General features: G+C 67.4%; 19 protein-coding genes and 1 pseudogene. 12 read left to right on the top strand and 8 right to left on the bottom strand.

Going from position 1 to position 20450, the window contains the following annotated elements:
- The first annotated feature begins 129 nt into the window (after window positions 1-129).
- The 9 genes from OKW30_RS26500 (at window position 130) to OKW30_RS26460 (ending at window position 8194) form a co-directional block, all read left to right on the top strand.
- A complete protein-coding gene (locus OKW30_RS26500) occupies window positions 130-528 on the top strand; it encodes a 4a-hydroxytetrahydrobiopterin dehydratase (protein WP_090809095.1) in 399 nt (132 codons plus the stop codon).
- Between the two features lie 273 nt (window positions 529-801).
- Window positions 802-1827 carry a beta-ribofuranosylaminobenzene 5'-phosphate synthase family protein gene (locus OKW30_RS26495; protein ID WP_184064733.1) on the top strand — a complete coding sequence of 342 codons (1026 nt, stop codon included), beginning with the start codon at window positions 802-804 and terminating at the stop codon, window positions 1825-1827.
- 118 nt (window positions 1828-1945) lie between these two features.
- Window positions 1946-2872, top strand: a complete 927-nt coding sequence (locus OKW30_RS26490) for an NAD(P)-dependent methylenetetrahydromethanopterin dehydrogenase (protein WP_429348052.1) — start codon at window positions 1946-1948, stop codon at window positions 2870-2872.
- An 11-nt stretch (window positions 2873-2883) separates the two neighbouring features.
- Entirely contained in the window at window positions 2884-4107 is a 1224-nt protein-coding gene (locus OKW30_RS26485; RefSeq protein ID WP_429348051.1) for an ATP-grasp domain-containing protein, read from the top strand.
- Complete coding sequence (gene mch, locus OKW30_RS26480) at window positions 4070-5110, top strand: methenyltetrahydromethanopterin cyclohydrolase (protein WP_429348050.1); 1041 nt, start codon at window positions 4070-4072, stop codon at window positions 5108-5110. Before OKW30_RS26485 ends, mch begins: the two co-directional genes overlap by 38 nt.
- Window positions 5107-6078, top strand: coding sequence for an ATP-grasp domain-containing protein (locus tag OKW30_RS26475; RefSeq protein WP_429348049.1), 972 nt, complete (start codon window positions 5107-5109; stop codon window positions 6076-6078). Before mch ends, OKW30_RS26475 begins: the two co-directional genes overlap by 4 nt.
- A gap of 5 nt (window positions 6079-6083) precedes the next feature.
- Window positions 6084-6986 (top strand): triphosphoribosyl-dephospho-CoA synthase, encoded by a 903-nt coding sequence (locus OKW30_RS26470; RefSeq protein WP_429348048.1) that lies wholly within the window; start codon window positions 6084-6086, stop codon window positions 6984-6986.
- A 183-nt stretch (window positions 6987-7169) separates the two neighbouring features.
- Window positions 7170-7679, top strand: a complete 510-nt coding sequence (gene fae / locus OKW30_RS26465; protein ID WP_090809086.1) for a formaldehyde-activating enzyme — start codon at window positions 7170-7172, stop codon at window positions 7677-7679.
- A 137-nt stretch (window positions 7680-7816) separates the two neighbouring features.
- The gene (locus OKW30_RS26460) at window positions 7817-8194 is read left to right on the top strand and encodes a hypothetical protein (protein ID WP_184064719.1); all 378 of its coding nucleotides are present in this window, start codon (window positions 7817-7819) and stop codon (window positions 8192-8194) included.
- 107 nt (window positions 8195-8301) lie between these two features.
- On the opposite strand, the gene OKW30_RS26455 is transcribed toward OKW30_RS26460, so the two are convergent.
- Window positions 8302-8808, bottom strand: coding sequence for a dihydroneopterin aldolase (locus OKW30_RS26455; RefSeq protein WP_184064716.1), 507 nt, complete (start codon window positions 8806-8808; stop codon window positions 8302-8304).
- A gap of 388 nt (window positions 8809-9196) precedes the next feature.
- Here OKW30_RS26455 and OKW30_RS26450 point away from each other — a divergent pair.
- The 3 genes and pseudogenes from OKW30_RS26450 to OKW30_RS26440 all read left to right on the top strand — a co-directional run bounded on the left by OKW30_RS26450 (window position 9197) and on the right by OKW30_RS26440 (window position 13239).
- Window positions 9197-11252, top strand: a pseudogene (locus tag OKW30_RS26450) (sigma-54-dependent Fis family transcriptional regulator).
- Window positions 11249-11878 (top strand): flavoprotein, encoded by a 630-nt coding sequence (locus tag OKW30_RS26445; RefSeq protein WP_090809077.1) that lies wholly within the window; start codon window positions 11249-11251, stop codon window positions 11876-11878. Before OKW30_RS26450 ends, OKW30_RS26445 begins: the two are co-directional and overlap by 4 nt.
- Window positions 11857-13239, top strand: a complete 1383-nt coding sequence (locus tag OKW30_RS26440) for a DUF6513 domain-containing protein (protein ID WP_429348047.1) — start codon at window positions 11857-11859, stop codon at window positions 13237-13239. The genes OKW30_RS26445 and OKW30_RS26440 overlap by 22 nt, the downstream gene beginning before the upstream one ends.
- Before the next feature lie 13 nt (window positions 13240-13252).
- On the opposite strand, the gene rpe is transcribed toward OKW30_RS26440, so the two are convergent.
- The 7 genes from rpe to OKW30_RS26405 form a co-directional block, all read right to left on the bottom strand.
- Complete coding sequence (rpe, locus tag OKW30_RS26435) at window positions 13253-13960, bottom strand: ribulose-phosphate 3-epimerase (protein ID WP_187629686.1); 708 nt, start codon at window positions 13958-13960, stop codon at window positions 13253-13255.
- Window positions 13961-13981: 21 nt separating this feature from the next.
- Window positions 13982-15019: a class II fructose-bisphosphate aldolase gene (fba, locus tag OKW30_RS26430; RefSeq protein ID WP_429349174.1), complete on the bottom strand. Its 1038-nt coding sequence runs from the start codon at window positions 15017-15019 to the stop codon at window positions 13982-13984.
- A 151-nt stretch (window positions 15020-15170) separates the two neighbouring features.
- The gene (locus tag OKW30_RS26425) at window positions 15171-16043 is read right to left on the bottom strand and encodes a phosphoribulokinase (RefSeq protein WP_184067321.1); all 873 of its coding nucleotides are present in this window, start codon (window positions 16041-16043) and stop codon (window positions 15171-15173) included.
- A 55-nt stretch (window positions 16044-16098) separates the two neighbouring features.
- Window positions 16099-17202 carry a class 1 fructose-bisphosphatase gene (locus OKW30_RS26420; RefSeq protein WP_187629683.1) on the bottom strand — a complete coding sequence of 368 codons (1104 nt, stop codon included), beginning with the start codon at window positions 17200-17202 and terminating at the stop codon, window positions 16099-16101.
- Window positions 17203-17229: 27 nt separating this feature from the next.
- On the bottom strand, window positions 17230-18222 hold the full coding sequence (gene cbbX, locus OKW30_RS26415) for a CbbX protein (protein WP_429348046.1): 993 nt from the start codon (window positions 18220-18222) through the stop codon (window positions 17230-17232).
- Between the two features lie 51 nt (window positions 18223-18273).
- On the bottom strand, window positions 18274-18702 hold the full coding sequence (locus OKW30_RS26410; RefSeq protein ID WP_184064690.1) for a ribulose bisphosphate carboxylase small subunit: 429 nt from the start codon (window positions 18700-18702) through the stop codon (window positions 18274-18276).
- A 117-nt stretch (window positions 18703-18819) separates the two neighbouring features.
- Window positions 18820-20319, bottom strand: coding sequence for a form I ribulose bisphosphate carboxylase large subunit (locus tag OKW30_RS26405; protein ID WP_429348045.1), 1500 nt, complete (start codon window positions 20317-20319; stop codon window positions 18820-18822).
- Window positions 20320-20450 lie beyond the last annotated feature (131 nt).

Here is a 20450-nt window from a genome sequence, read left to right as displayed (position 1 = left end):
GCGGCACATACTGTGTCACTTGCGTGATACGAATCGTGTCCTTTGCGAATCACACGCCGCGGCACGGGCCTGTCACTTGCAACGATGCTTCGTTCGGCGATCGATTCGCGCATTCGAGGAGCAATAGCCATGGCAAACACCGAGCACGTCTATACCGACGAAGAGATCCAGCAGCGCCTCGTCGGTCCGCTGCAGCACTGGTATCTGGAAGATGGCTGGCTGCGGCGCAAATACCGCACCGAGGGCTGGAAGGGAACGCTGATGGTGGTCAACACCGTCGGCCACCTCGCGGAAGCCGCCTGGCACCACCCCGATCTGACGGTCTCGTACGCCTTCGTGACCGTGAAGCTGAAGACGCACAGCGCCAAGGGCATCACCGACAAGGACTTCGCGCTCGCGACGAAGATCGAATCGGTGGTCCACTGGCAGCCCGGCCTCGAGGACGGCCCGCTCGAAGGCACGCCCGCCGACGATCAGCGCTTCCGCTATATCAAGTACGACGCGCCCAAACCCGCGCAAGGCAGTTGACACGCGTTCCTGTCGCCGGATGAAACAGCGCGTGACACACTGCGCCTTCGGCGTCACACAGCGTCCATGCGGCGGCGAACCGCGTGGGGCGCGGCGTGCCCGTTTAGAGGTTCCAATGGGCCGAACCCGCGGCGGCGGCCGTTGCGCGTGCCTGGTACGGCTTTCGCTTGACGTCGCCGGGTGCACTTATCGCTGGAACCCGCGACGCGTTGCGGACGCCCCGCGGCCGAACCCGGTCTTGCGCACCCGCAAGGACACCTGAGGACACTCGAGATGCCGCTTCAGCTCCGCCGCCTGCCGCCACGCGCCCCCATCACGATCGATGCGCCCGCGCGGCTGCATCTGGGCTTTCTCGATCCGAACGCGTCGCTCGGGCGTGCGTTCGGCAGCCTGGGGCTCGTCATCGATACGCACGGCACGCGGATCGAAGCGCGGCTCGCCGAACGCGAGCAGATCGGCGGGGTGGTCAGCGAGGCCGAGCGCGAGCGCATCGCGCTGAGTCTCGCGCGGCTGCAGGCTGCCTATGGACCGGCGACACTCGCGATCGACCTGCTGGAGGCGCCACGCGCGCACACCGGCCTCGGCTCCGGCACGCAGCTGGCGCTGGCGGTCGGCACCGCGTTCGCGCGCCTCGTCGGCCAGCCGGCGCGGAGCGCCGAGCTCGCCAGTCTGCTCGGGCGCGGCGCCCGCTCCGGCATCGGCATACTCGGCTTCGAGTGCGGCGGCCTGCTGCTCGATGGCGGCCCGCCCGGCGATCTGCGCCAGAGCATGCCGCCGCTGCTGTCGCGCCAGCCGTTTCCGCAGCCGTGGCGCGTGCTGCTCGTCAGCGACAACAGCCGCGAGGGCTTGCACGGTACCGAGGAACGCAGCGCGCTCGCATCGCTCGCGCCGTTTCCGCAGCGGCTCGCCGCGCATCTGTGCCATCTGGTGCTGATGCAGATCCTGCCCGGCGCCGCCGAACATAACTTCGCGCCGTTCGCGCACGGCCTCACCGAGCTGCAGCAGACCATCGGCGAGTATTTCGCGAGCGCGCAAGGCGGCGTGTTCGCGAGTCCCGACGTCGAGCACGTACTGCGCGCGGTCGCCGCCGAACGCACCGCCGGCATCGGCCAGACCTCGTGGGGCCCGACTGGCTTCGCGGTGCTCGCGAGCGCGCGCGAGGCCGACCGCGCACTCGCGACCGCGCGCGCCGTCGCGAGCGCGCTGCCGCATATCGAATGCAGCGTCGTCGCGGGCCGCAACAGCGGCGCGGCGATCAGCGGCGCCGAGGCGCGCGCGCCGCACATCGACGCCGCATGATGCGCTGCACCGCTCAGGCCGCCGCTTACCGCCGCTTACATAAGGCGCTGCCACGCGCGGCGCGGCCTTGCCTTGCCTTGCGCCGTCCCCGAGATTGCCACTAAAACGAGCCCCTGCCATGTCAGAAACCCTTGAAAGGCCCTACATCCTGCACATGTTCACGGCCACGCCGCAGATGAGTCCGTTCGACGTCAACATGGCCGCCGACGCCGGCTATCAGGTCATCGTGCCGTATTGCAACGTCGAAGCGGGCATGGTCGCGAATCTGACGCAGGACGCGATCTTCTCGCGCGGCCCGAAAGGGGTGTCGCGCACCGGCATCTTCATCGGCGGACGGGACGTGATGCAGGCCGCCGACATGCTCGACACCGCGCGCCGCGCGATGGTCCCGCCGTTCGAGGTCTCGGTGTTCGCCGATCCGAGCGGTTCGTACACGACCGCGGCCGCGCTCGTCGCGCTGGTCGAGCGGCATCTGGGCAAACAGCACGGCGTGGAGCTGGGCGGCAAGCGCGTGCTGATTCTCGGCGGAACGGGCGCGGTCGGGCGCATCGCGGCGGCGATCGCCGCGTCGCGCGGCGCCGACGTGACGATCGCGAGCCACCACGACCGCAATCGCGCGCTCGGGGCCTCGGCCGAAGTCAACGAGCGCTTCGGCATCTTCACGAACGGCATCAGCGCCACGACGCCCGACGAACTGCGCGGCGCGCTCGCCGACGCGGAAATCGTGCTCGCCACCGCCGTCGCGGGCGCGCAGGTAGTCGGCAGGGACGACCTCGTGCATGCGAAGCGCCTGCTCGTCGCCGCCGACGTCAACGCGGTGCCGCCCGAAGGGATCGCCGGCGTGAACGTGATGAACGACGGCAAGCCGATCGACGGCGTGCCGAACGCGGGCGCGGTCGGCATCGGCGCGCTGGCGATCGGCAACGTCAAATATCAGGTCGAGCATCGCCTCTTCATGCGCATGCGCACGGGTGGTAAGCCGGTCTACCTGGGCTTCCCGGAAGCCTACGACGAGGCCCGCGCGGTCGCGGCCGGTCTCGGCTGAGCGCGGTCGTCATGAAGTCGCACCGCCCGCTCATGCATGCGCCGTTAGTCGCGGTCGTCGGGCAGTCCGCGCGCTTGCTCGCGCAGTCCGCGGCGCGCGCCGGCCTGCATGTCGCCGCGCTCGATATCTTCGGCGACCGCGACACGCGCGAGGCCGCCGAGCTATGGTTCGACATCGGCCGTGGTGATGGCGCGCTCGGGATCGACCGGGCGCGGCTCGTCGATGCGCTTGCACGTGTCGCGCGCTTGCCGGGTTTGCTTGGCTGGATCGGCGGCAGCGGGCTCGAACCTTTGATGCCTCAGTTGTGCCGCGAATCCGGCTTGCCGCGCTTTCTCGGCAACGCTGCCGAGGCGATCGCGGCCGTGCGCGAGCCGCGGCGTTTTTTCGCGCTGCTCGACGCGTTGCGGATTGCGCATCCGGCTGTGTCGTTTGAGCGGCCCGCGACGGCCGAGGGCTGGCTGTTCAAGCAGGCGGATGGTTGTGGCGGAACGCATATCGAGGCGGCCGACTCGTTCCATTTGACGACCGACTCCGCGCACGGCTACTTCCAGCGCATTGGCCAGGGCCGCTCGCTGTCGGCACTTTTCATCGGCGCGCACGGCAGCGCGCATCTGATCGGTTTCGCCGAGCAATTCACCTGCGCGATCGGCGATCTGCGCTTCGTGCATGCGGGCTCGATCGGGCCGATCGACTTGCCGCCAGCGTTCATCGCGCGCGTGCAGCAAGCGCTCGACGCGCTGTGCGCAAACACCGGCCTCGTCGGCATCAACAGCTGCGACTTCCTGTCGGACGGCACCTCGTTCGACGTGCTCGAAATCAACCCGCGCCCTTCGTCGACGATGGCGCTCTACGAAACCGCGTCGCCCGATGCATGGCCGGCCGGCCTGCTCGCCTGCCACCTCGACGCGTGCCGCCACGGCCGCGCGCCGTCGGCCGCGAGCCTCGCGCTCGCCCGCGCGCCGCGCCGGCGTGCCGGCCAGCGCGTGCTGTACGCGCAGCGGCCGTTCAGCGTCTCGGCCGCGTTCTCGGACGCCTGCCTGCGTGATCCGCAATGCCGCGACGTGCCGATGCCGGGCACCCACATCGACGCAGGGCAGCCGGTCTGCACGCTGCACGCGCGAGCGGCATCGGTGGACGCGGTGCTCACCGCGCTCGACGCGCAGCACGAACGCGTCGTCCAACGAATCGAAACCTGCGATGAACCCGACCATGCCTGCCTCCACGCCCACAGCTGAGACTTCCCCGCCCGCCGCGTTGCCGAGCGTGAACGCGCTTTCAGAGCGCCTCGTAGCACGGCTCGTCGATCAAGCGGCACAGCTCGGTGTCGCACTGACGCGCACGCGCGATGGCACCGTGATCGCGGACGCCGGCGTCGATGCGCGCGGCGGCCTCGACGCCGGCGTGCTGATCGCGCGCATCTGCATGGGCGGTCTCGGCCGCGTCGCGGTACGCGCGAACTTCGACGCCGCGCCGCTGTGGCCGACGATGCTCGAGGTCAGCACATCGTCGCCGGTGCTCGCCTGTCTCGGCAGCCAGTACGCGGGCTGGAGCCTGTCGGCGACCAGCGAGCAGACCGGTGGCAAGAAATTCTTTTCGCTCGGCTCGGGGCCCGCGCGCGCGCTCGCGGTCAAGGAGCCGCTATTCGACGAACTCGGCTATCGCGACCGCCACGAGCGCGGCGCGCTGGTGCTCGAAGTGGACCGCCTGCCGCCGCAGGTCGTGATCGACAAGGTGCTGCACGATTGCGGCCTCGCGCCCGAACACCTGACGCTGATCGTCACGCCGACACACTCTGTCGCGGGAACGGTACAGGTCGTCGCCCGCGTCGTCGAAGTTGCGCTGCACAAGGTGCACGTGCTCGGCGTGCCGCTCGATGAGATCGTCGCGGGGACGGGCTCGGCGCCGCTGCCGCCGCCCGCGCCCGACGGCATTCAGGCGATGGGCCGCACCAACGACGCGATCCTGTACGGCGGCCGCGTGCACCTGAGCGTCCAGCACGACGAGATCGCGCAACGTCTCGCCGACACCCTCCCCTCCGCCAATTCGCGCGACTACGGCCGGCCGTTCGCGGACGTCTTCACGGCCGTCAACTTCGACTTCTATCAGATCGATCCCGCGCTGTTCGCGCCCGCTGAGGTGTGGGTCAGCAGCCTCGAAAGCGGCGCGACCTATCATGGCGGCCGGCTCGACGGCGGCCTGCTGCGCAAACAGTGGGGCGGCGAGTCGGTCGCGCGATGATGATCACATCAGGCGTGCGCATCGCGATCATGACCGACGAAACCGGCTGGCACACCGGCCGGCTGAAAAAGGCGTTCCGCGCGCGCGGCGCCGAGGCGCGTTGCGTCGATCTCGCGGATTGCCGCATCGACACCACGTGGCTGCCGCACGGCCTCGCGATCCCGGGCTTCGGCCGCACGCTGCCGGACGCGGTGTTCGTACGAGGCATCGCCGGCGGCAGCTTCGAGCAGGTGACGCTGCGGCTCGGCATCCTGCACGCGCTGCGTGAATCGGGCGTGCCGGTGTACAACGACGCGCGCGCGATCGAGCGCAGCGTCGACAAGTCGATGACGAGCTTCCTGCTGCATCGCGCGGGCGTGCCGACACCGGCCACCTGGGCCGGCGAATCCGCCGCGTTCGCGCAACGCGTACTGATGCGCGAAGCGGCCGCCGGCCGTCAGGTCGTGCTCAAGCCGCTGTTCGGCTCGCAAGGCCACGGGCTCAAACGGCTCGGCGCGCGCGGCGGGCTGCTCGCGCCGTTGCCGTCGCTCGCGCGTTATCGGCAGGTCGCTTATCTGCAGCGCTTCGTCGCAAGCGACCGGCCGGGTTTCGACTGGCGCGTGCTCGTGATTGGCGGCAAGGCGGTTGCGGCGATGCGGCGCAGCGGCGGCAAGGGCTGGATTCACAACGTCGCGCAAGGCGCGCGCTGCGAGCCCGCCGAGCTGACGGTCCCGCTCGCACAGACGGCAGTGCGCGCAACCGCCGCGCTCGGGCTCGACTACGCGGGCGTGGACCTGATCCCGAATGCCGACGACGCCGCGCTGCCCCTCGTGCTCGAAGTCAACGGCGTGGCCGCGTGGCGCGGTTTGCAGTCGGTCGTGCCGCTCGATGTCGCGGCGGCGCTCGTCGACGATCTGCTCGATCGCAGGCTGGCCGGGCAAGCCGCTAGCGCCGGGTTGCCCGAGCAGTCTGCGCAGCGCCGGGCTTGAGCGTGATGCCCGACACTCATGCGATTCCCGTCGAGCACGCGCGCGCGGCCTTCCTCGAAGCCTGCGCGCTCGACGTCACCACGCCGAAACCCGGCAACGTCAGCACCCAAAGCCCCGGCCACGGCATGCACGCGGCCCAGTTCCTCGCCAGCGCGGACGCGTCGCTCGACGCGCTATTCGCGCGCGGCGAGCGCGTCGGACGGCGCATTCTCGACGCGGTCACGCGCACGCGCGCGGCCGTCGGCTGCAATACGAATCTCGGCATCGTGCTGCTGGTCGCGCCGCTCGCCGCGGCCCTCGACGAAACCGGCGAACCGCCGGTGTCGGCGCAAGCGTGGCGCGCGGCCGTCGGCGACGTGCTGAGCCGGCTCGACGTCGAAGACGCTCGGCTTGCTTACCGCGCGATCGCGCTCGCCAATCCCGGCGGCCTCGGCGACGCGCCCGAGCAATCGGTCCACGCACCGCCGACGATCGGCCTGCGCGAGGCGATGCGGCTTGCCAGCGAGCGCGACAGCATCGCGCGGCAGTACGCGAACGGTTTCGCCGACCTGTTCGACACCGGCCTCGCCGCCTACTTCGAAGCCTCGATACCGACGCCCGAACCCGCGCCCGCCGATCCAGGCGAAATCGCGATGCTCAACCTGTTTCTCACGTTCCTCGGCGGCTGGCCGGACTCTCACATTGTGCGCAAGCACGGCCGCGCGCTGGCGCAGAGTGTCACGCTCGTGGCACGCGAACAGCACGCGCGCTGGCGCCAGGCGCGACCCGCCGCGCGCCGCCCGGCGGGCGACCCGCAACTCGGTGCCTGGGATGCCGAATTGAAGGCCCGCGCGATCAATCCCGGCACCAGCGCGGACCTCGCGGTGGCCACGCTGTTTCTTGCGCGCTGCGTCGAAGGGCGCGGTTAACCCTGAATCGTCTGGACTGAAGAAGACCCGAACAGCCGCGTCAGCAGGCCCTTAGCAACAACTGGCACGGAACCTGTTAGTTAGTACCGCCGTGCATTCCCGCACCGCTCTCGCGATGCTGATCTGGACGATCGCGGGCGGCGCCTCGTCGGCAGGTCCATACCTACTCATTGGAGGAACAGAATGGCCAAGATCAACCGCGTCATGATCGGTGAATCGCTCGTCGGCGACGGCAACGAGGTCGCGCACATCGACTTGCTGATCGGACCGCGAGGTTCGGCTGCGGAAACCGCGTTCTGCAACGCGCTCACCAACAACAAGGACGGCTTCACGTCGCTGCTCGCCGTCGTCGCGCCCAATCTCATCACGAAGCCCAATACGATCCTGTTCAACAAGGTGACGATCAAAGGCGCCAAGCAGGCCGTGCAGATGTTCGGCCCGGCGCAGCACGCGGTCGCGCTCGCGGTGGCCGACAGTGTCGAGGACGGCACGATCCCGCAGGAAGAAGCCGACGATCTGTTCCTCTGCGTCGGCGTGTTCATTCACTGGCAGGCCGAGGACGACAAGAAGATCCAGCAGTTCAACTATCAGGCGACGCGCGAGGCCATCAAGCGCGCGGTCAGCGGCGACCCGAGCGCGGCTGAAGTGCTGGCGAAGAAGGGCAGCGTCGCGCATCCGTTCGCGCCGAACTGACGGCGCACGCAAGCGCAGGAGACGCGGCGCCGTTGCCGGCCCCGCCTCCTCGCGCATCCCGTCGCCTCGCGGCCGCAAGGCACGCATCTCGCGCAGCGGTTCGCGAAGCAGGCTCAATGCTCTCGCAGAGGCATTCAATGACCAACAGATGTCGCGCGCTTCTCGCCTTTACCTCGCTCCTGCTCGCCGCGCCGCTCGCGTGGGCGGGCGGCTACAACTATCCGACCGAGGGTCGCGTCGAATACGTGCTCAGCTGCATGGACGATAACGGCCACGATTTCGCGAACGTCTACAAGTGCTCGTGCGTGATCGACAAGATGGCCGCGTCGTTGCCGTACGACGAATTCGTCGACCAGTCGACCTTCTCGAAGTACGCGACGCTAGGCGGCGAAGGCGGCGCGGAATTCCGCGTCGATCATGCGAAGGCGCAAACCAGGCGCTTCCGCGCGCTGCAAACCAGCGCATATCAGGCGTGCGGACTCGGTCCGCAGAAGACGTCGACCGTGGCGAAATGACCACGGCCTGAAACGCGCCGGGCGTTTGGCGCGCCCGGCTCGGCGCGTCCGGCTCGGCGCCCCCCGCTCGGCGCGTCCGGCTAGGCGCCCCCGGCTAGGCGCCCCCCTCAATTCGGCACCAGCCCCTCGCCCAGCGACGCGTACCGCGCGAGACCCACGGCCGCCGCCGAGCCATCGCCGCGACGCCGCTCGATCTGCACGCCGACGGCCGCGAGGTCGGCGAACTTGGCCGGCTTCGCGAGCGACACGCGCACCCAGTGCGCGCCGAAGTCGGCGATCAGCCGTTGCGCGATCGTCTCGGCAAGCGCCTCCAGCAGCCGCACGCGATGCGACGCGAACAGCTCGAGCAGCGCCCCGCGCACGGCCGCGTAGTTGACCGTATCTTCGATCCGGTCCGTCGCGCAGGCACGGATCGCTGGCACGCCGATAGCCAGGTTCACACGCACCGGTTGCGCAACATGCAACTCGCTGCTATCGATACCGATGACCGTCTGGCCGATGAAATTCTCGATGAATACGATGTCGAGGCGCTCGGGCAACGCGCCGACTTGCGGGCCGGGATTGGCGCCGAGGCTGGAAAATGCGGCAAGGCGAACAGTATCGAAACGATCCATGATTTGATCTCCGCCGCGGCGCGGCCCAGGATTGAACAGCCTGTGATGACGAGCGAAACGATGCAACAGTAGAACAGTAGAACTGAACGACGCGCGGCACACTCTGTGCCGAAGCTGCGACAGGCATGCAACCTGCAACCCGTTTAACGCGTCGCGCATCGAGAAAAGCAAAATCCGGGCACAGTGAGGTAAACCCAGTGTGACTTTCTGTTGAACCAATCCTGCATCGGGCGTACAGTTTTCAACACCCGCCTCCTAGTAGGGCCGGTCGGGAGGGCGCAGGCGAACCGAGATTGCGCCGCGCCAGGGGCAGGCAGGCTTGATAAAGCGGCATTCGCGGCGTGCGAAGCAGTCACGCTTGCGAAATGACGCAACGGAGACAAATCCCATGTCGTTGCTCGCTGACAGCAGTACGCACGTCCGGGAAGTTCTGAACGTGGTCAACCATCAGTTGACCACGCGCCCGACAAGCGAACCCGTAGCTCAGTCGTGGACGCGCTGCATCAACGAATTCCAGCTGGACCCCGCGCGTTTCGTGCCGCCGCCGGTGCTCACCGAGTACGAACTCAGCGCGCGCCGTGAGGCGCTCGGCGATCTGATCGCGTGTTCGAAGCTCGAGATGACGACGCTCTACCAGCAACTGGCCGATCCCGAGCTCGCGGTCGTGCTCGTCGATTCTGGCGGCGTGATCGTGCATCAGGTGTCGTCCGTGCCGTTCGCCGAGGCGGTCGCCGTCGACGGCTTTCGCGTCGGCGCGCTGTGGAGCGAACGCGAAGCCGGCACCAACGGCATGGGCACCTGTCTCGCGGAGCGCGACTGCATTGCCGTCTGTCAGCACGAGCATTTCTATCCGCGCTATACGTCGCTGACGTGCTCGGCCGCGCCGATCTTCGACGACGGCGGCGAAATCGCCGGCGTGCTCGACGTCACGAGCCGCTCGAAGCTGCTGCAGCAGCACTCGCTGGTGCTGGTCGGCATGTCGCGGCAGATGATCGAAAACCGTCTGCTCGATGCGCGCTACCGGCACGCCAACATGATCCATTTCCACAGCCGCCCGGAATTCGTCGGCACGCTGCACGGCGGCAAGCTCGCGGTCGGCGACGACAGCACCGTGCTCGCCGCGAATCGCAGCGCGCTGTTCCAGCTGGGCTTCCGCTCGCTGAGCGAGCTGCGCGGCCGGCGCATCGAGGAAGCATTCAACGCGTCGCTCGAAGACATGATCGCGCGCAGCATTCGCGGCTCGTTCCATCCGGTCACCGTCTACAGCGCAAACGCGACGAACCGCTTTTTCCTCGTCGCGCAGACGCCGCAAAACGCCACGGGGCGCGTGACGCGCGTGCTCGTCCCCGACTCCGCCATGCGCGCCAACGCCGCCGAAAAACACGAGAAACATCCGCCGGTGCCGAAGCTCGACGAGATCGCGCACCTCGAATTCGGCGACCCGCGCATGGCCTCGCAGATCCAGTTGGCCGCGCGCGTGATCCAGCGCAAGATTCCGATCGTGCTGCGCGGCCAGACCGGCACCGGCAAGGAAGTCTTCGCGCAGGCGTTGCATAGCATCAGCCCGCACGCCGACGGTCTGTTCGTGCCGGTCAACTGCGCGTCGCTGCCGGAGAACCTGATCGAGAGCGAGCTGTTCGGCTACCGCGCGGGCGCGTTTACCGGCGCGCAGCGCGAAGGACGGCGCGGCAAGATCGTGCAGGCCAACGGCGGCACGCTGTTTCTCGACGAGATCGGCGACATGCCGCTCGTGTTGCAGGCTCGCCTGCTGCGCGTGATCGAGGAACACGAGGTCACGCCGCTCGGCGCCGAGACCACCGTCAAGGTCAATTTCCAGCTGATCAGCGCGAGCCACCGCAATCTGCTCGAACTCGTGCAAAGCGGGCAGTTCCGCGAGGATCTGTACTACCGGCTCAAGGGCGTCGAGCTGAATCTGCCGGCGCTGCGCGAGCGCGTCGACAAGCTGCCGCTGATCCATCATCTGCTCGCGAACGAAACCGACGATCCGCCCGATCTGACGCCGGAAGCCGAACACGCGCTGCTCACCTACGCGTGGCCCGGCAATATCCGTCAGCTGCGTCACGTGTTGCAGATGGCCATCGCGCTGTCCGACGGCGAGCCGATCCGCTGCGAGCATCTGCCGCCCGAGGTCACGCAACGCACGTCGGCGGTCGACCTGCCAATCGCGCTGCGCCTCGCGAACGCGGACATGGACGGGCATCTCGCCGACGAAGCGGACATTTCTTCGCTGAACGCGATCCAGCTGAACGAGCGCGAAACGGTGCTGTCGCTGCTCGACGAGCACCGCTGGAACGTCAGCAACGTCGCGAAGGCGCTCGGCATCAGCCGCAATACGCTGTATCGCAAGATGCGCCGGCTGCACATCCGCGCTGTCGCATGAAGGCTCGCCGGCCGACGGCATGCCGTTCGATCTCGACGCATGACCGGGTCGTCCCTCAGGTCCCCCAGCGAGTCTGCCCGCAAGGGCGCCCGCGATCTCGCCGACTTCAGGCCGGATGCGCACTTCGCGTGGTGCGTGACCGGCTCCGGTCATATGCTGGAAGAATCGATCGCGCTCGCGCGGCGCTTGCCGCGCGTCGATCTGTTTCTGTCCGCGGCGGCCGAGGAAGTGCTGCCGCTCTATGGCTGGTCGCTCGACAAGCTGCGCGAACACTTTCGCGTACTGCGCGACAACAGCGCGAGCGGCGTGCCGGTCGGCATGCTGTATCACGGCGTGTATCACACGGTCGTGATCGCACCCGCCACCAGCAACACGGTCGCCAAATGTGCTTACGGCATCTCGGATACGCTGCCGACCAATATGTACGCGCAGGCCGGCAAGCAATGCATCCCCGGCATCGTCTTTGCGTGCGACACCGAACCGAGCGTGATCACGCATAGCCCGGACGAATGGGTCGAACTGCGGCCACGGGCGATCGAACTCGACAACGTCGAGCGTCTGGCGCGCTTCGAATACACGACGCTCGCGCGCTCGCTCGACGAACTCGAAGCGGCGCTCACCCAACGCCTCGCGACCCTCGACCTCGCATGGACCACCTCCTCTTCCTGACCGGCCGGCTTGCCGAACCGAGCCTGCGGCGCGTGCTCGACGGCATGGCGCCGACACCGTTCAGTTGGGAGGTGCGCGAAATCGGCCTGCAAGTGGCCGCGTTGATGACCGCCGACCTGATCCAGCGCCGCGTGAGCGCGCCGCTCGCCGCGCAGCGCGTGATCGTGCCGGGCCGCTGCCGTGGCGATCTCGACGCGCTGGGCGCGCACTACGGCGTGCCGTTCGAACGCGGTCCCGAGGAGGTCAAGGACTTGCCGCAATTTTTCGGCCGCAAGGCGAAGCCGTTCGATCTGAGCCGCTACGACACGGAGATTTTCGCGGAGATCGTCGATGCGCCGCGCCTCGACCTCGACGGCATCGCGGCAAGGGCGCGCGAGTATGCGGCCCAAGGCGCGGACGTGATCGACATCGGCTGCCTGCCGGACACGGCGTTTCCGCATCTCGAAGACGCGGTGCGGCGGCTGAAGGCCGAAGGCTATCGCGTCAGCGTCGATTCGATGCGCAACGACGAACTGCTGCGCGGCGGCCGCGCGGGCGCCGACTATCTGATGAGCCTGAACCTCGACACGCTATGGATCGCCGACGAAGTGCCGTCGACGCCGATCCTCGTCGCGCGCGAACCGGCCGACCCCGCTTCGCTCGACGCCGCGATCGACGCGCTGTCCGCGCGCGGCCGCGCGTTTCTCGCCGATCCGATTCTCGATCCGATTCCGTTCGGGCTGGCCGCGTCGATTGCGCGCTATGTGCGTTTGCGCGAGCGCTATCCCGACATCGCGATCATGATGGGCATCGGCAACGTGACCGAACTGACCGAGGCCGACACGAGCGGCATCAACGCGGTGCTGCTCGGCATGGCGGCTGAATTGCGCGTTGGCGCGGTGCTGGCGACGTCGGTGAGCCAGCATGCGCGGCGCGCGTTGCGCGAAGCCGATGTCGCGCGCCGCGTGATGCATGCCGCGCGCGATGCGCAGGTGCTGCCGAAGGGCATCAGCACCGAACTCGCGACGGTCCACGCGAAACGGCCGTTTCCGTACAGCGCCGAAGAAATCGACGAATTCGCGCGCGGCGTGCGCGACCCGAATTTCCGCGTGCAGATCAGCGCCGACGGCATTCACGTGTACAACCGCCACGGCCATCGTCGCGGCGACGATCCGTTCGCGCTGTACCCGCAGTTGAACCTCGAAACAGACGGCGGCCACGCGTTCTATATGGGCGTGCAGCTTGCGCGCGCCGAGATTGCATGGCGGCTCGGCAAGCGCTTCGATCAGGACCAGCCGCTCGACTGGGGCTGCGCGGTCGACCGGCCTGAAGAAGATCTCAGCGCATGGTGCGCGCCGGGCGAGACGATGAAAAAGCGCTGAAACAGCAGCGCCATCACTGCATGGCGGCCACCCCCGCGGGTTCGTCGACAGTAGCCAGTTCGCCGCGCATGCCGCGGATCGCCTGCGCGCGATCGCCCGCACCGAACACGGCCGACCCGGCAACGAACACGTCCGCGCCCGCCATGGCGACACGCGCGATGTTCGACGCCTTCACGCCGCCGTCCACTTCGATCAGCAAGGGCCGCCCGGTGCGCTGCATCGTCGTGTCGACGCGCTCGCGCAGCAGCCGCAGCTTGTCGAGCGTTTCGGCGATGAATGCCTGGCCGCCGAAGCCCGGATTCACCGACATCACCAGCACGACGTCGAGCATCTCCAGCACGTGATCGAGCGCCGCGAGCGGCGTCGCCGGATTCAGCGCCAGCCCCGCGCGCGCACCGTGCGAGCGGATCAGTTCGATGGTCCGATGCACGTGCAGCGTCGCCTCCGGATGAAAACTGATCAGGTTCGCGCCGGCCTCGGCAAACGCCGACACCAGCGGATCGACGGGCGTGGTCATCAGATGCACGTCGAACGGCAGCGTCGTGTACGGCCGGATCGCCGAGCACACGAGTGGGCCGACCGTCAGGTTCGGCACGTAGTGGTTGTCCATCACGTCCAGATGAATCCAGTCCGCGCCGGCCGCCGTCACGTCGCGAATCTCGTCGGCGAGCCGGGCAAAATCCGCCGACAGCAGCGACGGCGCAATCAGGAATTCGCGCATTGCGTTCTCCGTCCCGTGGCGTTAGTGGTAGCGGCTCGCCATCGTATCGAGCGGCAGCGGCTTGATGCGCGCCGCCCGCCCCGCGCAACCGAACGCCTCGAATCGCTCGACGCAGATCGCGCTCGCCGCGGCGGTGGCGGCCTTCAATGCCGCGCGCGGATCGAACTCCGCGCGCGCGTTGGCGAGCGACCTGCGCATCGCGCCGCTCATCGCGAGACGGATGTCGGTGTCGATGTTGACCTTGCGCACGCCGTGCGCGATGCCGCGGCGGATTTCGTCGACGGGCACGCCGTAGGTGGTCGGCATCTCGCCGCCATATTCGCGGATCACCGCGAGCCATTCCTGCGGCACCGACGACGAACCGTGCATCACCAGATGCGTGTTCGGAATGCGCGCATGGATATCGGCGATCCGGTCGATCGCGAGGATGTCGCCGGTCGGCTCGCGGCTGAACTTGTACGCGCCGTGCGACGTGCCGATCGCGATCGCGAGCGCATCGACGCCGGTCGCGTCGACGAAGCGCCGCGCTTCGTCCGGATCGGTCAGCAGGTGCTCGCGTGTGAGCTTGCCTTGTGCGCCGACGCCGTCCTCTTCGCCTGCCGTGCCGGTTTCGAGCGAACCGAGACAGCCCAGCTCGCCCTCCACCGACACGCCGACCGCATGCGCGGCGTCCACCACGCGCCGGCTCACCTCGACGTTGTAGTCGTACGCGGCGGGGGTTTTCTGATCGGGCAGCAGCGAGCCGTCCATCATCACCGACGTGAAGCCCGAGCGGATCGCCTGCTGACACACCGCGGGGCTCGCGCCGTGATCCTGATGCAGCACGAGCGGAATGTCCGGGTGCGCTTCGAGCGCGGCGAGCACCAGATGGCGCAGATACGGCTCGCCGGCGTACTTGCGCGCGCCGGCCGAGGCCTGCAGGATCACCGGGCTAGCGGTGGCCTCGGCCGCGCGCATGATCGCGTGAATCTGCTCCATGTTGTTGACGTTGAACGCGGGCACGCCGTAGTCGTGTTCGGCCGCGTGATCCAGCAGTTGCCGCAGGGTGATGAAGGCCATTGCGTGCTCCTCGATATGAAATGAAATCCTGGCGAACGGCGGGCTCAACGCGCGCGGTCCGCGACGCGTGGCGGGTGCGCCAAGCGGTTGCGCGACTGCACTCATCGAATCTCTCCTTGCGAAATGAACCTCGGTATCCGTCCGGTACCGCTCAGGCGCGCGAGCGTCGGTCGATCAGTTGCAGGATCATCGGCGTGAAGATCAGCTGCATCGCGAGTCCCATCTTGCCGCCCGGCACGACGATCACGTTCGGGCGCGACATGAACGAGTCGTGCAGCATCGTCAGCAGATACTGGAAGTCGATACCCTTCGGCCGCGCGAAGCGGATCACGACGAAGCTCTCGTCCGGTTGCGGAATCTCGCGGGCGGTAAACGGATTCGACGTGTCCACGGTCGGCACGCGCTGGAAGTTCACATGCGTGCGCGAGAACTGCGGGCAGATGTAGTTCACGTAGTCGGGCATGCGCCGCAGGATCGTGTCGACCACCGCTTCGTGCGTGTAGCCGCGCATCGTCTGATCGCGGTGCAGCTTCTGGATCCATTCGAGGTTGATGATCGGCACGACGCCGATCAGCAGATCCGCATGCCGCGCGATATCGACCCTGTCGGTCACCGCCGCGCCATGCAGCCCTTCGTAGAACATCAGGTCGGTATTGGGCGCGACCTCCTCCCACGGCGTGAAGGTGCCGCCGTCCTGCTTGTACAGTTGCGCTTCGCCCGCGTCGTGCACGTAGTGGCGAAACTGCCCGCTGCCGTTTTCGCCGTAGCGCGTGAACAGCGTTTCGAGTTCTTCGAGCAGATTCGCTTCCGGCCCGAAGTGGCTGAAATTCGGCACACCGTCGCGTTCGCGCTCCTGCATCGCCGCGCGCATGCCGTTGCGGTCGTAGCGATGGAACGCGTCGCCTTCGACGATCTGCGCATTGATGTGCTCGCGTCTGAAGATATGCGTGAAACTCTTCATGACGGTGGTGGTGCCGGCGCCGCTCGAGCCGGTCACCGCGATGATCGGATGTTTGACTGACATGCGTTTGTCTCCGGATGACTGTGTTCTGTGCGCTGAGCGCGCCGTCAGTCGCTGATCACGCCGTGAAATCCGGCAGGAACAACGAGCGCGTGCCGAACAGCGGCGACGTGAACGGCTTGTCCTCGCCGCGGTCGTATTCGCCGTGATAGCGCGCAATGCGCTCGACCTCGTTCTTCGAGCCGAGAATCACCGGCACGCGGCCATGCAGCGCGCGCGGCGCGACGTCGAGAATGCGTTCCCGGCCGGTGATCGCGAGGCCGCCCGCCTGCTCGACCAGGAAGCTCATCGGGTTCGCTTCGTAGAGCAGGCGCAGGCGTCCTTCCATCGCCGGCGTTTTCGAGTCGCGCGGATACATGAACACGCCGCCGCGCATCAGGATGCGATGCACTTCCGCGACCATCGACGCGATCCAGCGCATGTTGAAGTCGCGCGCGCGGCAGCCGCTGCGGCCGTCCTTGCACTCCTGCACGTAGCGGCGCACGGGCGGCTCCCAGAAGCGCTCGTTCGATGCGTTGATCGCGAACTCGCCGGTTTCTTCCGGAATCCGGATGTTCGAATGCGTGAGCACGAAGTTGCCGATGTCGCGCTCCAGTGTGAAGCCATGCGTGCCATTGCCGACCGACAGCACCAGCATCGTCGACGGTCCATACACGGCATAGCCGGCCGCGACCTGTTCGCAGCCCGGCCGCAGGAACGCGGCTTCGCTGGTTGCATCCTCTGCCGGGTCGCGCGTGCGCAGCACCGAGAAGATCGAGCCGACCACGCCGTTGATGTCGATATTCGACGAGCCGTCGAGCGGATCGAACGCGAGCAGATACTCGCCGCGCGGATAGTCCGGCGGAATCGCGTAGACGTGCTCCATTTCCTCGGACACCATCGCGGCCAGCAAGCCGTCCCACTCGCATTGCTGCACGAAGATCTCGTTGGTCGAGACGTCGAGCTTCTTCTGTTGCTCGCCGTGCGTGTTGAGCGTTTGCGCGGAACCGTAGTTGCCGCCTAGCGCGCCCTTGGTCAGCATCGCCGAGATCGACTTGATGGCCGCCGCTACGTCGATCAGCAGCGCGGAGAGTCCTGCAGTGTCGCGCGTGTCGTCCGTACACGGCGGGCGATCGAGCGTGTCGATCAGGAACTTCGAAAGCGTCGTGCGTCCATCCTGCATGGCGTTCTCCGTCGATGGTGTCGTGATTCAGCACGGCGGCGCCGTGACGGCGCGCGCGGTGGAAGGCGATTGCGAGGACTGCGGCGGCGCGTCGAACACGCGGCTCGCGCGCACGTCGGCGGCATCGATCAGCGTCAGCGTGGCGGCGTCGACCGGCTCGCCGCCTTGCAAAGCGCTCGCGAACAGGCGGTTCGCCTGGCGCAGCCGCGCGCGGTCGAGCGCGTTGCGCACCGAGCGCGCGTTGGCGAAATTCGGCTGGCGGATGCGGCGCGCCAGATAGTCGGCGAACGCGCGGCGCGACGCGGCATCGAAGCGGTAATGCATGGCGCCGAGCATCCGCTCGGCGATTTCGAGCAGCTCCGTTTCCTCGTAATCGGGAAACGTAACGTGATGCGCGATGCGCGAGCGGAAACCCGGATTGCTCTCGAAGAACACTTCCATTCGCGACGAGTAGCCGGCCAGAATCACGACCAGGTCGCTACGCTGGTTCTCCATCGTCTGCAACAGGATTTCGATCGCTTCCTGCCCGTAGTCGCGCTCGTTCTCCGGGCGATACAGGTAATACGCTTCGTCGATGAACAGCACGCCGCCCATCGCGCGCTTGAGCACATCGCGCGTTTTCGGCGCGGTGTGGCCGATGTACTGGCCGACCAGATCGTCGCGTGTGACCGACACCAGATGATTGCGGCGAATGTAGCCGAGCCGGTGCAACACTTCCGCCATGCGCAGCGCAACCGTCGTCTTGCCGGTGCCGGGGTTGCCGGAGAAGCACATATGCAAGGTCGGCGCGCTGCCCGCGAGACCCAGCGAAGCCCGCGCGCGCTCGACCAGCAGATGCGCGGCGACCTCGCGAATGCGCGTTTTCACGGGCGCGAGCCCGACCAGATCGCGATCGAGTTCGCCGAGCACGTCGCCGATGCCGGAGTCGCGGTACAGCGCCGCGAGGTCGATGTGGGGCGCGGCGGCGTCGCTGTGCGCGGTGGACGCGGGCAGTGCGTCCACGATGGCGGCGTCTGTCATGGTTCCTCCTCGCTGCGGGTCGTCGTGTGCGTCGTTGCGCGATCAGCGGCGTCATCCCGCCGCGCCATAACGCTCGCCCGCTGGCCGGTCGCCCGCGTAGCCCGTCATGCTGTAGCGCTGCGTGCGCCCCTGCGCGTCCTGCCGCAACAGCCGGAAGCCCGGCTCCACGTCCGGCCGGTTGACGATGAACGACAGGCGCATCGTCTCGAAGCTACGCACCGAGTCGAACGCGTTGACCTTGATGTAGTGCTGCGGCCGCGCCTCGCGGCAAGCCCTGACCTCCTGCAACACGCCGGCCGCGTCGTGCAGGTCGAACATCGGCAGACCCCACATTTCCCAGTAGGTGTTGCGCGGATGCGGGTCGTCGGTGAATTCGACCGAACAGGCCCAGCCCTGGCGCAGCGCGTAGTCGATCTGCAGGCCGATTTCCTCGTCGGTCAGCTCGGGCAGAAAAGAAAACGTTCCTTGAGTAATACGCATGACGAACCTCGTGGATGGATGTCGCGTTCGGAACGGCGTCAACGGTGCCCCGCGCGGTGCCGTTGCACCGCGTTGCGGATGCGCTCGTGAGGCGCTCGCGGGAAAAGCTCGGCGTTGCTAGGCCGCCGTCGGCGTAGCGGCGAAATCGGGCGTATCGGTCGATGCGTAGTTGAAGCTCACGTCGCGCCACGTATCGAGCGCCTGCTTGAGCGGCGTGCACCAGCGCGCGGCGGCTTCGAGCACGTCGGGCCCTTCGCGCAGAATGTCGCGGCCCTCGTTGCGCGCCTTCACCATCGCTTCGAGTGCGACGCGGTTCGCGGTCGCGCCGGCCTGGATGCCGGCCGGATGGCCGATCGTGCCGCCGCCGAACTGCAGGATCGCGTCGTCGCCAAACAGATCGAGCAGCTGATGCATCTGCCCCGCGTGAATCCCGCCCGAGGCGACCGGCATCACCTTGCGCAAGCCGGCCCACGGCTGGTCGAAGAAAATGCCGCGCGACAGATCGACCGCGTTGTGCGCGTCGCGGCACACGTTGTAGTAGCCCTGCACCGACAGCGGATCGCCTTCGAGCTTGCCGACCGCGGTGCCCGCATGCGCGTGATCGACGCCCGCCATGCGCAGCCATTTGGCGATCACGCGAAACGAGATGCCGTGGTTGCGTTGCCGCGTGTAGGTGCCATGCCCCGCGCGATGCAGATGCAGGATCATGTCGTGCCTGCGGGCCCAGCGCGACATCGACTGGATCGCGGTCCAGCCGATCACGAGGTCGATCATCACGATGCACGAGCCGAGCTCCTTCGCGAATTCGGCGCGCTCGTACATGTCCTCCATCGTGCCGGCCGTCACGTTCAGGTAGTGCCCTTTGAGCTCGCCGGTCTCCGCCTGGGCGCGGTTCACCGCCTCCATCGCGAACAGGAAGCGGTCGCGCCAGTGCATGAACGTCTGCGAGTTGATGTTCTCGTCGTCCTTCAGGAAATCGAGGCCGCCGCGCAGGCCTTCGTAGACCACCCGTCCATAGTTCTTACCCGACAGGCCGAGCTTCGGCTTGACCGTGGCGCCGAGCAGCGGCCGACCATACTTGTCGAGCCGTTCGCGCTCGACGACGATGCCGGTCGGCGGCCCCTGAAACGTCTTCAGATACGCGACGGGAATGCGCATGTCTTCGAGCCGCAAGGCCTTCAGCGGCTTGAAGCCGAACACGTTGCCGATGATCGACGCGGTCAGGTTCGCGACCGAGCCCTCTTCGAACAGATCGAGTTCATAAGCGATGTACGCGAAGTACTGCGGCTCGTCGGCGCGAGACACCGGCACCGGCTCGACGCGATACGCCTTCGCGCGATACATGTCGCAGGCGGTCAGGCGGTCGGTCCACACCACCGTCCACGTCGCGGTCGACGATTCGCCGGCCACCGCGGCCGCCGCTTCCTCGGGTTCGACACCGGGTTGCGGCGTGATGCGAAACAGCGCGATCACGTCGGTGTCTTTCGGTTCGTAGTCCGGTTGCCAGTACCCCATCTCGCGGTATTTCATCACGCCCGCCGCGTACCGTTCGCGCGGATTGTGCGGATCGCGCGCTTGAGGTTCGGGCTGGATCGGCGGTTGACTGAAATCGTTCATGACGTGTCCTCGAAGGTGGCAAGCGCACTGCCGGAAGAACGAAGCGCTTGAGTTGCACTGTAGGCACGGACACGCCCAAGGTGAATTCACGATTTTATTTGGCAGACTTAACGGATCGGTTATCGCTATCA

Source organism: Paraburkholderia sp. Clong3 (genome assembly GCF_050436485.1).
Taxonomy (GTDB): domain Bacteria; phylum Pseudomonadota; class Gammaproteobacteria; order Burkholderiales; family Burkholderiaceae; genus Paraburkholderia; species Paraburkholderia tuberum.
This window is presented reverse-complemented; position numbering and strand designations above follow the sequence as displayed.